The organism is Pseudoclavibacter sp. CFCC 14310 (assembly GCF_008831165.1).
GTDB lineage: Bacteria > Actinomycetota > Actinomycetes > Actinomycetales > Microbacteriaceae > Pseudoclavibacter_A.
This window is the reverse complement of sequence record NZ_WBKC01000004.1, coordinates 310,544-325,045: the sequence shown is the minus strand read 5'-3', so window position 1 is coordinate 325,045 and position 14,502 is coordinate 310,544. Positions and strand designations below refer to the sequence as shown.

The 14,502-nt window shown below is 66.4% G+C and carries 12 protein-coding genes and 1 tRNA gene; 11 read left to right on the top strand and 2 right to left on the bottom strand.

The genetic code is table 11. The annotated features are described in order from the left end of the window. Window positions 1–85: 85 nt before the first annotated feature. The 10 genes from F8O06_RS11000 (at window position 86) to F8O06_RS10955 (ending at window position 10,000) form a co-directional block, all read left to right on the top strand. Entirely contained in the window at window positions 86–1,060 is a 975-nt protein-coding gene (locus F8O06_RS11000) for an EamA family transporter (RefSeq protein WP_158038596.1), read from the top strand. Between the two features lie 219 nt (window positions 1,061–1,279). Then, window positions 1,280–2,221 (top strand): phosphate/phosphite/phosphonate ABC transporter substrate-binding protein, encoded by a 942-nt coding sequence (locus F8O06_RS10995; protein WP_158038595.1) that lies wholly within the window; start codon window positions 1,280–1,282, stop codon window positions 2,219–2,221. Window positions 2,222–2,368: 147 nt separating this feature from the next. Next, window positions 2,369–3,265 (top strand): phosphonate ABC transporter ATP-binding protein, encoded by an 897-nt coding sequence (phnC, locus tag F8O06_RS10990; RefSeq protein ID WP_158038594.1) that lies wholly within the window; start codon window positions 2,369–2,371, stop codon window positions 3,263–3,265. Continuing rightward, window positions 3,265–5,085 (top strand): phosphonate ABC transporter, permease protein PhnE, encoded by a 1,821-nt coding sequence (gene phnE, locus F8O06_RS10985; protein WP_158038593.1) that lies wholly within the window; start codon window positions 3,265–3,267, stop codon window positions 5,083–5,085. The genes phnC and phnE overlap by 1 nt, the downstream gene beginning before the upstream one ends. A gap of 196 nt (window positions 5,086–5,281) precedes the next feature. Then, the gene (rpmB, locus tag F8O06_RS10980; RefSeq protein ID WP_158030614.1) at window positions 5,282–5,518 is read left to right on the top strand and encodes a 50S ribosomal protein L28; all 237 of its coding nucleotides are present in this window, start codon (window positions 5,282–5,284) and stop codon (window positions 5,516–5,518) included. Next, window positions 5,518–5,685: a 50S ribosomal protein L33 gene (rpmG, locus tag F8O06_RS10975; RefSeq protein ID WP_158030615.1), complete on the top strand. Its 168-nt coding sequence runs from the start codon at window positions 5,518–5,520 to the stop codon at window positions 5,683–5,685. The genes rpmB and rpmG overlap by 1 nt, the downstream gene beginning before the upstream one ends. Window positions 5,686–5,690: 5 nt before the next feature. After that, entirely contained in the window at window positions 5,691–5,996 is a 306-nt protein-coding gene (gene rpsN, locus F8O06_RS10970; RefSeq protein ID WP_158030616.1) for a 30S ribosomal protein S14, read from the top strand. Between the two features lie 105 nt (window positions 5,997–6,101). Next, a complete protein-coding gene (locus F8O06_RS10965; protein ID WP_158030617.1) occupies window positions 6,102–6,389 on the top strand; it encodes an HU family DNA-binding protein in 288 nt (95 codons plus the stop codon). 111 nt (window positions 6,390–6,500) lie between these two features. Beyond that, the gene (locus F8O06_RS10960; protein WP_225733483.1) at window positions 6,501–8,528 is read left to right on the top strand and encodes a cytochrome c oxidase assembly protein; all 2,028 of its coding nucleotides are present in this window, start codon (window positions 6,501–6,503) and stop codon (window positions 8,526–8,528) included. Beyond that, entirely contained in the window at window positions 8,525–10,000 is a 1,476-nt protein-coding gene (locus F8O06_RS10955) for an ATP-dependent DNA helicase (protein ID WP_158038592.1), read from the top strand. The genes F8O06_RS10960 and F8O06_RS10955 overlap by 4 nt, the downstream gene beginning before the upstream one ends. A gap of 21 nt (window positions 10,001–10,021) precedes the next feature. On the opposite strand, the gene F8O06_RS10950 is transcribed toward F8O06_RS10955, so the two are convergent. Then, window positions 10,022–12,007: a polysaccharide deacetylase family protein gene (locus tag F8O06_RS10950; RefSeq protein WP_192496933.1), complete on the bottom strand. Its 1,986-nt coding sequence runs from the start codon at window positions 12,005–12,007 to the stop codon at window positions 10,022–10,024. Window positions 12,008–12,172: 165 nt separating this feature from the next. Here F8O06_RS10950 and F8O06_RS10945 point away from each other — a divergent pair, with 165 nt between their 5' ends. After that, window positions 12,173–14,263: a DUF6541 family protein gene (locus F8O06_RS10945; protein WP_158038590.1), complete on the top strand. Its 2,091-nt coding sequence runs from the start codon at window positions 12,173–12,175 to the stop codon at window positions 14,261–14,263. 85 nt (window positions 14,264–14,348) lie between these two features. Here F8O06_RS10945 and F8O06_RS10940 read toward each other — a convergent pair. Next, window positions 14,349–14,422, bottom strand: a tRNA-Gly gene (locus tag F8O06_RS10940). Between the last annotated feature and the right edge of the window lie 80 nt (window positions 14,423–14,502).

The window sequence follows — 14,502 nt, the reverse complement described above, 5'->3', positions numbered from 1 at the left end:
TCGCCATCGAACGTCGTCATCTGACAGGACAAAAGCCCGGAGGAGCCCGTTCGGCGCGCCCGCGCCGTGCAGTTGGGTTCCCGTTTTGTCTCTCTTCGCCATCGCCCTCATCACCGTCGGTGCACTCGCCCACGCCGCCTGGAACCTCATCTCGAAGCGCGCGGCCGCCGGAGGCGTCGCCTTTCTGCTCGTCGGCGCGCTGGCGTCGACCCTCGTGTGGGCGCCCGTCGCGGTCTGGACGCTCGTCGTCACCCCGACCTCATGGACTGCTCTGTTCGTCGGCAGCGTGGTCTCGGCGCTGCTGCACATCGGCTACATGCTGCTGCTGCAGCACGGCTACCGCGTGGGCGACATCTCGGTCGTGTACCCGACGGCACGGGGCTCCGGGCCGCTGCTCTCGGTGATCTTCGCGATCGTGCTCTTCGGCGAACGGCCCGGCGCATCGGCGCTGATCGGCGTGGCGCTCATCATCACCGGCGTGCTCTTCATCGGGCTGAGCGACCTGCGTACGACGAACGCCGCACGCACCCGCGTCGGCGTCGTCTTCGGTACGCTCACCGGCGTCACCATCGCCATCTACACGATCTGGGACGCCCACATGGTCAACGGCGCAGGGGTGCCTCCGGTCGCGCTGATGGTCGGCTGCAGCCTCGGCGAGTCGATCGCCTTTCTGTGGATGCTGCTCGGTCGCCGCCCATCACGCCCGGCCCGCAGCGCGGATGCGTCGTCGACCAGTGACGCAGGCAGACTCTCGGCACTCGCCGGCGGCATGCGAGACCGCCTGCGCGGACAAGCGGACGACGCCCGACGTCAGGTCGCCGAGACGGTGCGGAGTTCATGGCGCCCGGCGCTCGTGTTCGGCGTGCTCTCGCCGCTGTCATATGTGGCTGCGCTGATGGCCATGCGCATCGCACCGGTGTCGCTCGTCGCACCTGCCCGAGAGGTGAGCGTCGTCTTCGTCGCACTCGCCTCGTGGCTGATCTTTCGCGAGCCGAGCCCGGTGCGCCGGCTGATCGGCGCGATGGTCGTGCTCGCCGGTGTGATGGTGCTGGCGTTCTGACTCCCTGTGGCCGTCGACCTCACGTCCCGAACAGCACCTCGGCATCGTCAGCGGTACCCCGTCAGGTTCACCCGGCATTCACCTCGTGACGTGCCCCGTTCACTTTTGCTGCGGTGTGCGTTCACTCCTGCGGTGAGGTCTGTTCACATGGCGTCCTTAGATTCGAGTCGTTCACCAGCAAGAGCGCGCCCTGTGGCGCAGATCGGATGAGGATTCTCCATGAAGAAACTGTTCACCAAGGTCGCGGCATTGGGCTTCGCTGCCACCGCGGCACTGAGCCTGGCAGCCTGCTCCAGCTCATCGGACTCGGCTTCGTCGTCGAATGCCGGTGGCAGCTTCGCCGAGAACTCCGACACACTCGTCTTCGGAGCCGTGCCTGACTCAGCCGATACCGAGACCAACTACCAGCCGCTGATGGACTACATCGCCAAAGAGACCGGCAAGAAGGTCGAGTACAAGCAGTCGACTGACTATGCAGCGCTCATCGAGGCAGCGGTCTCGGGCAAGATCGACGTCGCATCGTTCTCTGGCTTCACCTACGTGACCGCCAAGAACAACGGTGCGGAGCTCACCCCGATCTCGTCGATCGTGACCAAAGAAGGCCAGGAGCCCGGCTACTACTCTGAGGCCATCGTGCCTCAGAACTCGTCGATCAACAGCGTCGCCGACTTCAAGGGCAAGAAGGTCTGCTTCGTCTCGCCCAGCTCCACCTCGGGCTTCCTGTTCCCCAGCTATGAGCTGCTGAACCAGAACATCAAGGTCAACGCCGACGACCCGTCGCAGTCAGATGTCACCGCCGTGTTCGCGGGCAAGCACGATGTCAGCGTGCAGAAGGTCTCAGAGGGCACTGAGTGCGAGGCGGGCTTCGCCGAGGACAGCGAGGTCGAGAAAGCCGGTGACAAGGTCAGGGTCATCGACAAGGTGCTCGTGCCCGGCGCTCCGATCGTGATGAACGACGCGCTGCCTCAGGATGTCAAAGACTCGCTGACCAAGACGCTCAGCGACGTCACGATCAAACAGATCGCCGACGCCGGCATCAAGGATGCGACCAGCGAGGGCTTCGCCTCGGCGTTCTACGAGACCAAGCCGGTCGACGACAAGTACTACGACACGATTCGCGACATCTGCTCGAAGACCAACGCGAAGCAGTGCCAGGGCTGACTCCCTGAGCTCTGATCACGACGGCGTCGGCCGGTGCGGCTCTCCGCCACCGGCCGACGCGCTCGTGTCTCAGACACCGACGCAACAAGCATCCATCGACGACCGCGCGAGACAGATCTCACTCGGCGCAGACTCAAGGAGAACACGATGACCCGCCAATCCGCTCTATCGCACCGGCCGCACGCCGGCGAGACGGTCGTCGAGGTGCGAGACCTCACGAAGCGCTTCGGAACGAACACTGCCCTGCATGACGTGAACGTTACAGTGGAGCAGGGCGAGGTCGTCGTGCTGCTGGGCCTGTCGGGCTCGGGCAAGTCGACGCTGCTGCGTCACCTCAACGCGCTCGAAGAGCCCACCAGCGGCACCGTCACGGTGCTCGGACAGCAGGTGAGCTCGCTCAAGGGCAAGGCACTGCGGTCGCTGCGCGCTCGTGTCGGCGTGATCTTTCAGCAGTTCGAGCTGGTCGGCTCGCTGACGGTGCTCGAGAACGTGCTCACCGGTGCGCTCTCGAAGATCAAGGGCCCTCGACTCGGCCTCTGGGGGTACCCCAAGCAGCTGCGCCTCAAAGGCCTCGTGCATCTGGAACGCGTCGGTCTGCTCGAGCGCGCGTACCAGCGCGCCGACACGCTCTCGGGCGGTCAGCAGCAGCGCGTCGCGATCGCCCGGGCGCTCATGCAGGATCCCGAGGTGCTGCTTGCCGACGAGCCGGTCGCCTCACTCGACCCGGAGTCGAGCGAGCAGGTCATGAACCTCATTCGCGAGATCGCCCTGGACGAGGGGCTCACCGTGATCTGCAGCCTGCACCAGGTCGACCTCGCGCTCAGCTGGGGCGACCGCATCGTCGGCCTGCGTTCAGGTGAGATCGTGCTCGACACCCCGGCCGCAGGCCTCGACAAGGCCGAAGTCATGGAGATCTACGGCCGCGTGGTCACCTCGACAACTGAGCTGCACGCGATCGAACACGAGCTCATCGCGACCGGTGTGGCGGCGAAGCCCGACGAGTCGCATCCGCTGGCCGACAGCACTCCTGAGGGCGTGCGCTGATGACCGCGCTCACTCCAGCCTCGGTCCGGGCGACGCTCAGCGAGGCCGACGCCCAGACGCTGCGAGATCGGGCCCGTGGCTCACGCCGCCCGCTGTCGCAGGCGCTCTCACAGGGCCTCGCCATCACCGCGCTGGCCGTGTTGCTGGTGCTGGCCATCGCCTCGATCTTCGGGCTGAACCTCTCGGTCAGCACCTTTCTCGAGAGCGGCCCCAACGCTCAGCGCTTTCTGCGTCGGGTTGGGTCGATCACTTTTCCCGCGCCCGACCGCCTGCTCTTTCTGACCGGCATCACCCTCGGCATCGTCATTCTCGGCACACTGATGGCGGCGCTGATCTCGGTTCCAGTCGCATATCTCGCCGCGTCGAACACGGCTCCGAACCGCTTCTGCCAGGTGCTCGGCCGGTTCATCGGTGTGTTCGCCCGCGCGCTGCCGGATGTCGTGCTCGCGATGGTCTTCGTGCTCATGTTCTCGATCGGGGCGCTTCCCGGCATCCTCGCGATCGGTCTGCATTCGGTCGGCATGATCTCGAAGATGTTCGCCGATGCGATCGAGCAGATCGATCCGGGGCCGGTCGAGGCCATCCGCGCCGCCGGCGGCGGACGCATGCAGCAGTTCGTCTCGGGCATTCTGCCGCAGGTCGCCCCTTCATGGGTGGCCACCACCCTGCACCGCAACGACATCAATCTGCGCGGCTCGGTCATTCTCGGCTACGTCGGCATCGTCGGTCTCGGCTACGACATGGCGAACTCGTTCTCGCAGCTCGACTACTCCAAGGGCGTCGGCATCGCGATCGTGATCTTCGTGCTCTGCGTGGTGATGGAGATCATCTCAAGCAGCATCCGCAGAGTGATGCTGGGCGCGGCAGCTCAGCGCCGCAGTGTGATCGACCGTCTGCTCGATCGAATCGTCGGGTCGAGAACGCAGCCGACGACGTCACGGGCCGGCGGCGTTCAGGCGGGGGAGAGCGGGGTATCCGCCGTCGCCGAGCCCGCCGGGTCGCTGCGCCAGCGTGGTGCCAGCCCGACGGTCGTTGCAGCGCTGCGGCGCCCGTGGACCCGTTCGCGGGTGCGCAACACGATTTGGGGCTGGGTCGCTGTCGTGGTCATTGTGCTCGCGGTGATCGTCAGCGACATCCAGTGGGGCGACTTCGCCACGTTCTGGGCCAAACTGCCGGCGACGTTGGCGAAGTTCTGGCCGCTGAACTTCGGTTCGTACGGGCCGCAGATCATCACCGGCGCGCTCGGCGAGACGATCGCGATCGCCCTCGCGGCGACGCTGATCAGCCTGCTCTTCTCGGTGATCATCGGCTCGCTCGCCGCTCGCAACGTGGCGCCGAACGGGGGAGTGCGCGGGTTCAACCGGTTTCTGCTGGTGGTGATCCGGGGCATTCCTGAGACGATTCTCGCGATCATGCTGATCATTGTCACGGGTCTGGGCGGCCAGGCCGGTGCGCTCGCGCTGGGCTTCTGCGGCATCGGCCTGCTCGGCAAGCTCATCGCCGACTCGTTCGAAGAGGTGGATGCCGGGCCTGAGCGGGCACTGTCGGCCACCGGTGCGACGCGCACTCAGGTCTACACGGCGGCTACGCTGCCGCAGGGGCGGCGCTCGCTGATCGCGCACACGATGTACATGCTCGATACGAACATCCGTGCGGGCACGCTGTTGGGTGTCGTAGGCGCCGGTGGCGTCGGCTACTACCTGCTGAACGCCTCACAGGGGGCGAACTACGGGCTGGTCGGAGTCATCGTGCTGCTGGTGTTCGGCGTCGTGCTGGTGGTCGAGGCGCTGTCGATCTGGCTGCGCCGGGTCTTTCGCTGATCTGCGCCACGGACGGCCCAGACGACGCGCGGCCGTCGGAACACTGATGTCTGTTGCGATCTGGGCGTGAAAACCAATAGACTGAATAGGTTGCAGATCTTCCACGTCTGCATCGCGTGATGCGGAACCCCGCATCACAGCCGACAAGAGATCTTGGGTGAGCGCCATCGGGGCGGTCACGGTACAGGAGGAAACCATGGCAGCAGTCTGCCAGGTGACTGGAGCCACGCCGGGCTTCGGACACAGCATCTCGCATTCGCACCGGCGTAACAAGCGCCGATTCGACCCCAACGTGCAGAAGAAGACGTACTTCGTGCCTTCACTGCGTCGCAAGGTCACGCTGAACGTCTCGGCGAAGGGCATCAAAGTCATTGACAGCCGCGGTATCGATGCCGTCGTGCAGGAACTGATCGCTAAAGGGGTGAAGCTCTGATGGCTAAGAAGTCTGATGTTCGTCCCATCATCAAGCTGCGTTCGACCGCAGGCACCGGGTACACCTATGTGACTCGCAAGAACCGCCGCAACAACCCTGACCGTATCGTGCTCAAGAAGTACGATCCGGTCGTTCGCAAACACGTCGAGTTTCGCGAGGAGCGCTAAGAAGCATGGCTAAGAAGAGCAAAATCGCGCGCAATGAGCAGCGCAAAGTGATCGTCGAGCGGTACGCCGAGAAGCGTGCTCAGCTCAAGAAGCAGCTGGTCGACCCCAACTCGACCGACGAGCAGCGCGAAGAGGCCCGCGTCGGCCTGCAGAAGCTGCCCCGCAACGCATCGCCGGTGCGCGTGCGCAACCGCGACGCCATCGACGGTCGCCCCCGCGGCCACCTGAGCGCCTACGGCATCTCTCGTGTGCGCTTCCGTGATATGGCTCACCGCGGTGAGCTTCCCGGCATCACCAAGTCCAGCTGGTAGCCTGATGATCCGCCGGTTCTGCAGCGTTTCGGCGCTGGACCGCGGATCTCAAGCACAGAACGAACTGTCCGTAGCCAAAATCGAACTGAACACTAGGGAGCACTCATGGCTGACAACACCCTGAACCGCAGCGAGCTCGTCGCTGAGGTCGCGAACAAGACCGGCGAGACCCAGGCCGCTGTGAACGGCGTTCTCGATGCCGTCTTCGCGACCATCTCGGAGAACATCGCCAATGGCGTCAAGGTGAGCGTGCCCGGCTGGCTCTCAGTCGAGCGCACCAACCGTGCCGCACGCACCGGCCGCAACCCGCAGACCGGCGAGACCCTGAACATCCCCGCAAGCAAGGGTGTCAAGATCTCGGCAGGCAGCAAGCTGAAGGCTGCAGTGAAGTAGTCTTCACCGCTTCGTTCGAAAGGGCGCATCCTCTGGGATGCGCCCTTTCTGCGTCTGCAGGAGGGCTGCACCCGATCTGCGTGCGTCTGCGGGTGGCACTAGGCTGGTGTGGTGCAGCGCAAGACCCTTCTCTCTCTTCTTCTCGGCGTCGTCGCCACCGGCATCGGGCTCGTTCTGGCCTTGGTGCATGGCGGTGCGGCGGCGACGTCCGTGCTGCTCGACCCCGGTGCGGTCGTGCGGTGGGGGCTGCCCGCGACCAAGGCTCTGAACAACATCTCGATCGGGGTCACGATCGGTGGCCTGATCATGGCAGTCTGGGCGCTGTCGCCGAAATGGAAGAGCGCCTACAACCGATCGCTGAACATCGCGGCGGTCGCCGCCGCACTCTGGACGATCAGCGGTGCGCTGTCGACCATCCTCACGTACATCTCACTCGACCCTGACTCTTGGGGTTCAGAGACCTTCGGGGCCAGACTCTGGCTGTTCCTCACGCAGGTGCAGGTCGGCCAGCTCGCTCTGTGGAGCATCTGCATCGCCGCAGTCGTCACGGTGCTGACAGCCGGCGTACGCGGCCAGATCGGCGTGCTCTTCGTGCTCCTCGCCGCGTTCGCCGGGCTGATCCCGCTGGCCTCTGCCGGGCACGCTGCGGGTACCGCAGGCCACAACCTGGCGGTCAGTGCGATGCTGCTGCACTTGGGCGGAGCCTCCATCTGGATCGGCGGTCTCGTCGTGCTCGCTGCGGTGTCGCCGAAGCTGGGGCGTCATCTGCAGGCGGTCACCGAACGCTACTCGTCGCTCGCCTTGGTCTCATTCCTGCTCGTCGCGTTCTCTGGCGTAGCCAACGCCGTGCTGCGCGTCGGAACCTGGGATCAGCTGTTCAGCACCGCTTACGGCCAGATCGTGATCTGGAAGGCGATCGGGCTGATCCTGCTCGGCGCCGCAGGTGCGGTCAACCGTCTGCGGCTGATCAGGCGACTGAACGCGTCTGAGACTGCGAAGCGGGCCTTTGGATGGATCGTGACCTGCGAGTTCGCGCTGATGGGAATGGTCAGCGGCTTCTCCGCTGCTCTCGGCCGCACGGCGACGCCGATTCCGCAGCAGCTGTCGAGCGATCCGACGCCGGCCGAGCTGCTCACCGGCGAGCCGGTGCCCCCCGAACCCACCTGGCTGACGTACATCACGGTCTGGCGCATCGACCCGATCTGGCTGGTCGTGTGCGCGTTCGCCCTCGTGCTGTACTTCATCGGCGCGTGGCGCCTGCATCGGCGGGGCGACCGCTGGCCGTGGCATCGCACGCTGCTGTGGAGCATCGGCGTGCTCTTCCTCTTCTGGGCGACCAATGGTGCGTTCAACCTCTACCAGACGTATCTGTTCAGCGTGCACATGACGATGCACATGATGCTCACCATGCTGATTCCGCTCTTCTTGGTGCTCGGGGCGCCGGTGACCTTGTGCATGCGGGCGATCACCCGACGCACCGACGGCTCCAGGGGAGGTCGCGAGTGGATTCTCTGGGCCGTGCACAGCCCGTGGGGGCAGTTCGTGGCCGGCCCTGTGGTCGCCGCGTTCATCTTCGCGTTCTCACTCGTGGTCTTCTATTACACGCCGCTGTTCGGCTGGGCCACTCGCGACCATCTCGGTCATCAGTGGATGATCGTGCACTTCCTGATCAGCGGCTACCTGTTCGTGCAGTCGCTGATCGGCATCGATCCGGGGCCGAACCGGCCGCCGTATCCCGTGCGGCTGCTCTTCTTGGTGGTCACGATGGCGTTCCACGCCTTCTTCGGCATCTTCATGATGATGGGCACGGGGCTGCAGGAGGCCGACTGGTACGGGGCCATGGGTCGCACCTGGGGAGACAGCGCGATTCGTGACCAGCAGATCGGCGGTGCCATCGCGTGGGGGCTGGGCGAGTTCCCGACGATCGTCCTGGCTCTGCTGGTCGGGCTGCTGTGGTCACGCAGCGATGCCAAAGAGCGCCGGCGCAGCGACCGCAATGCGGCTCGAACCGACGAGGCGGAGCTCAACGCCTACAACGAGATGCTGGCCGGTCTGAGGCACCCGGTCTCTGACGAGCCCGACAAGTCTGCTGACGAGGCGTCGGCAGAGGCTGAGAGCTCGAAGGGAAGCAGAGCATGAGCGACCCCGCAGCGAGCGAAGGCGCGACGACCGAGAGCAGCGAGGCAGACGACGTCGCGGCGACTGCGGTGAGCGCTGAGACAGAAGTCGAGACGGCGTCCGAGACGACGACCGGCGGGCGAGCCGGCTCGGAAGCCGACCCGACGACAGACGCGACCGGGGTGCATCAGAGTGCTGCGGCATCCGCCGACGGCATCACGCTCACCGGCGAACAGCAGGCCGTCATCGACGCTGCCATGCGCGGGCAGAGCGTGTTCGTCACCGGGCGGGCGGGCACCGGCAAGTCGACTCTGCTCGCGCGGCTCATGCGCGAGCTGCCGGGCAAAGTCGTGGTGTGCGCCCCGACCGGTGTCGCGGCGCTGAACGTGGGCGGTCAGACGATCCACTCGCTCTTCGGGCTGCGCGTCGGTGTGCAGGACGTCGCCAAGATCGCGCGGTACATGAGCCGCGAGACCCGCGAGGTGCTCGCTGCCGTCGACACCGTGATCATCGACGAGGTCTCGATGGTGTCGGCTGACCTGCTCGATGCGATCGACCGCAGTCTGCGGCTGGCCAAGAAGCGCAGTCGAACGCCGTTCGGCGGGGCGCAGATCGTGATGTTCGGCGACCCCTACCAGCTGGCGCCGGTGCCGCCGCGCTCGACCGACGAGCGCGCGTTCTACACCGAGCACTATGCGAGCCAGTGGTTCTTCGACGCTCACGTGTGGGCCGAGGCGACGGTGAGCGTCTACGAACTGACGAACATCCACCGACAGAACCACGACGGGTTCAAGCAGCTGCTGAACGCGGTGCGCGAGGGCACGGTGCCCGATCACTGGATCGCGAGGCTGAACCAGATCGGCCACCGCGACCCCGATCCCGATCAGCCGATCATCACGCTGGCCACCACGAACCGCATCGTCGACGAGCGCAACGCCACCGAGCTCGCGCGGCTGCCCGGGCGCACCAAGGTCGCGCGGGCGCAGATCGACGGGGAGTTCGGCAACGCGTTCCCGGCCGACCCCGAGCTCGAGCTCAAAGTCGACGCGCAGGTGATGTTTCTGCGCAACGACCCCGACGGCCGATGGGTGAACGGGTCGATCGGCAAAGTGGTGAGCATCCGCCCCGACGTTGTGGTCGTCGAGCTCGACGGCGAGGACGTCGAGGTCGAGCCGGTGGTCTGGGAACGCTACGAGTACACCTTCGACCCGAACGAGAAGACGATCGAGCAGGATCAGATCGGCGAGTTCACGCAGTTTCCGCTGCGGCTCGCATGGGCCGTCACCGTGCACAAGTCGCAGGGGCAGACCTACGACCGCGCGGTCATCGACTTAGGCACGCGAGCGTTCAGCCCCGGGCAGACCTACGTCGCGCTGAGTCGACTGACGAGCCTCGACGGGCTCTACCTGGCGCGGCCGGTGCGACGAGGCGACATCATCGTCGACCGTCGCGTGCTCGAGTTCATGCGCACGGCATCCGCTCCGATGTTCTGACCGGGCCGGCACACCGCGGAGCTACCCGAGACGGTGAATGACGTTCTGCGTCTGCTGCTCGGGCACGCGGGCCAGCAGCGTGTCGAGATTCACCAGAGTGAGGCCCGAGGCGCGCAGATCGTGCAGCAGCTTCGGCATCATCTCCATCGTCGGCTCGTGCACGTCGTGCATCAGCACGATCGACCCGGCCTTCGCCTCGCGCAGAATCTTGTCGTGCACGACGCTCTGTCCGGGCTCCTTCCAGTCGAGCGAGTCGACGTCCCACAGCACCAACGGGTGCGGTGACGCCTGCGCGACCGTGTCGTCGTAGAACCCGTACGGCGGCCGTACATGGGCTGGGCGCACCCCGCAGATGTGCTCGACCGCGTCATCGGTGCGGGTCAGTTGGTCGCGCACCTGTGCCGAGGTGAGATCGGTCAGTGCAGGGTGATCCCAGGTGTGGTTGCACACCGTGTGCCCCTGCGCGATCTCGTCGCGAATCTGCTGCGGGTAGATCACGGCATGCTGTCCCTCGACCATGAACGACGCGTGCGACCCTGCCGCGGCGAAGTCGCCCATGATCGTGTCGGTGTAGTCGCTCGGCCCGTCGTCGAAGGTCACCGCGGCACATGCGACGAGGTCGGCCGGCGTCGGCCAGACGTATGCGCTGGGGCGCACCGGCCCGTCGTCGTGCGGTTCGGCCTGCGCGCTCTGGTCGGCGCTCAGCGTGCTGACGGCGGATGCCAGGGTCACCTCCGCCGCAAGAGGTGCGACGAACGACACCTGCGTTCGAGCCGCCTGCGCATCGGTCGCGCCGGTGCGAGCCGGGCCCGACCATGGCATCCGCCCTACGGCCGCCTGCCGAACCACACGACCGAACTCGGTGCAGTCGTCGTCTGCGACCGCCACACGCACGGTCAGCAGGCCTGGCGTGGCGAGACCGGCCGCCCACTGCTCGCGCTGCTCGTCGCCGAGGCGCCCGGTCTCGACGGCCAGACGCAGCACGAGCTGTCCGCTGTGGTCGAACGAGACATCGTCGAGCAGGGTGCCACGGTCGATCGCGTCGCGCAGCGGGTCGTAGCCCGGCGCGTCTTTCTTCGACGAGCCGATGGGTGCATCGAGATCGGTGCCCAAGAGGGTGGCGAGGGCGGCGATGGCGCGATTGCGCCCGGCGGAGGTGAGCAGGCTGCCGCCGACTCCGGCGGTGCCGCTCGAGATGTCGACGAACACGCTCTGTCGCTGCTCGAAGAGCGTGTGATGAGCGTTGTCGACGGTGGCGGCGCGGGTGGCGCGCAGCTGCACGCCGAGCACGGAGCCGGTGGCCTGCGTCGTGTCGCAGCTGACGGCCAGCAGGTGCCCGTGCGCCTGTGGCTCGGGAAACTCGGCACGGTCGGTGAGCCTGGAGTTGGCATCGCTGCGCGTCGATCCGGGCAGCGGCACGGTGTCGAGCAGGCTGCCCGCGCTGAAGCCCACGACCTGGGCGGCGTCGGGGCGGCTCCAGGTCGAGCCAGCGGTCGAGGCGCCGGCGCGCAGTGCATCGGCGGTGTCGACCGCCTCTGCCGGTGCGACGTATGAGCCGTCGTCGGCATGGCCGGGCACCGGCGTGAGCACTGGAGAGAAGTCGCCGGAACGGGCGTACTCGTGGGCGTAGTCCTGCAGCGCCCGGCGAACCCAGGCCTCGACGCGGCCGTTGAACGCATCCTGCCCGGTGAGCACGGGCCAGCGGCCGGCGAACGACACTGAGGGATCGAGCGTGAAGGTGCGCTGCACACCGAGGCCGGTCACCGCTGCCGCGATCACCGGCACCGTTTCGCCGAATCCTGCGTCGACCACCGGCGCGGCGTCGACATCGGCAGTGTCGCCGGTCTGGACGAACCCGAGCGCGCCTCGCTGATGGTTCTGCACCGCGGTCACGACGCCTGCGGCGACTCCGGATCCGACGACGAGCGTGCCCACGACGAGCCCGAGAAACCGTCGCCGAGGAAGTTCCGGCTGGTCGGTGGACGCGTCGGTCGAGCTGTCGGTCATGTGTGAATCGCCTTTCGAATGCAGAAGCCATTCGAGCTCTGTGGTGGTGCTGTGCATGGGCTGCGCGTTCACGCGCGCTTGCATACATCAGCGTATCGCGCAGGGCAGAATGGAAAGACCGTGCACAGCAGGTGCTCAGGGAGCGAACGAGAGCAGAGAACGACGATGGACCTCACACAGGCGCAGACCTGGGTCGAGCTGGTGCCCGCCATGCTCGTCGCTGTCGCATTGCTGCTCGTGCCGGGCGCAGTGCTCGCCCGTGTGCTCGGGCTGCGCGGTATGGCTGTCTGGGGCTCCGCCGCGCCAATATCGGTCTCGGTGATCGCGGTCAGTGCGATCGTCACACCTCGGCTCGGCCTGCACTGGTCGCTGTGGTGCCTGCTGATCGGCTGGGCGGTCGCTCTCGCGCTGGTCGTCGTGCTTCGTCGTGTCATTCGGTGGATGCTGGCTCGTCGTCCGGCGTCGGCTGCGGTCGGTGCACAGCCCGTCTTTGCCGGGCCCGATGTGTCCCGGCCGATGACCGGGGCCTGGCGCCGCGGTGTGATCCCCGGGCTGCTTGCGCTCGTCGCCGCGGTGGTGCTGATCTCGACGACCTTCTTCAGGCTGGTGCCCGACGCCGAGTACATCATGCAGCTGTTCGACACGACGTTTCATCTCAACGCCGTGCGCGCGATTCTCGACAGCGGAGACGGCTCGTCGCTGACGCTGTGGTCGATCACGAACAAGGCCAACAACTCGTCGTTCTACCCGGCCGCCTGGCACGACGTGGTGGCCTTGGTCGCACAGCTCAGCGGAATCGGTGTGCCGCAGGCCACGAACGTCGTGGCGCTTGTGGTGAGCGCCGTGATCTGGCCGCTCGGCGTGATCTGGCTTGCACAGGCCATCGGTGGCCCAAACCTGGCAAGCAGCCTGGCCGGCGGTCTGCTGAGCGCGTGCTTTCCGGCGTTCCCCTGGCTGTTTCTGCACTGGGGGCCGCTCTACCCGAACCTGCTGGGCAACTCGCTGATCGCCGCGGCGCTGGCGCTCACACTCTCGATCTGCCGTCAGCGGCCTGACTTGGTGCAGCACCGTCTGAATGCGGCAGCGGCCCTGCTGCTCGTGCTGCCGGGGCTCGCTCTCGCACACCCGAACTCGCTGCTTGCCGCCGTGGGATTCGCCGCCATGATCGTCTTCGCGACGCTGGGACCGCAGCTGCGCCGACTGCGGGCCGGCGGCGCAGAGGCGGGAGTGAGCGGGGCATCCGCCGAAACGCTCGTCGACTGGCTGGGCGTGCGCGGCACCCGCATCGCGATCTGGTCGGTCGCCGGCGTGTTCGTGCTGCTGTGGGGCGTGCTGCGCACCGGGCTCGACGTGGCACCGTGGAAGGCTGACGAGAACCTGCGCGACGCTCTGGCAGACATCGTGACGAACGGGCCGGTCGACCGTCCCGCGGCCATCGCAGTCAGCGTGCTGGCACTGATCGGGCTGGTGCGCTGCCTGCGCTCGCGGCGGTGGTGGCCGATCATCGTGTTCGGCTTCACAGTGGTGCTGTATCTGGTGGTGGTGGCGTCGCCGATTCCGCTGCTGCGCGACGTGCTCACCGCCGGGTTCTACCGCGACCCGAAGCGCATCGCCGGGCTCACGGTGTTCGGCTTTCTGCCGCTGGCCGTCATCGGTTTCACGACGGTCTGGGCGTTGGTGACAATCGTGGTCATGCGCATCGGGCCGAAGCACTCTCATCGACTGTCACGATCGGCGCAGGCCATGCGGCGGGCGGTGGTGGGGGTGGTCCTGCTCATGCTGGCCGCGGTGCTCGTGCTGCCGATTCGCAACGGGGCGATCGCGCAGGTGGTGAGCTGGGCGCAGCGTGACTATGTCATCTCGCCCACGTCGAAACTGCTGAACACCGATGAGCGTGATGTTCTCGCACATCTTCGTGACTTCGTGCCGGCGGGGCAGACCGTGCTGGTCGACCCGGGCAACGGAGGTGCGCTCGCCTACGCCTTTGAAAACGTGCCGGTGACGCGCGTGCACATTCTCAGCGATGTGTCTGACGACCTGCAGACGCTGGACTGGCACTTGAGCGATGCCAGTTGGAAGGATCGCACGTGCCCGATCGTGCGTGCGAACGATCTGCACTTCGTGCTCGACTTCGGCGACGCGATCGTCGACAACGTGAAGAAGCCCGGGTTGAGCGACATTCCGTCCGAAGTGGGCACAGTGGTGTACTCGCAGGGGAGGGCGCGACTGGTCGAGCTGACCGGATGCTGGGAGTGAGCGGAGTGACTGCTTGGTACGAGCGCACCTGCGGAAACGATCTGAGCGGCTGCCCGATGCGAATGCTGCTGCTGATGGGGCGGAATGGAGCGGCTGACGGGAATCGAACCCGCGTATCAGGCTTGGGAAGCGTGCGCTCTACCATTGAGCTACAGCCGCATGGTCTGTGACCGCCTGTAAGGGTATCAGAACCGTGAGTCGCTCAGCCACCTGCGCGGTTTCTCTGGTCGCTCTTCCGG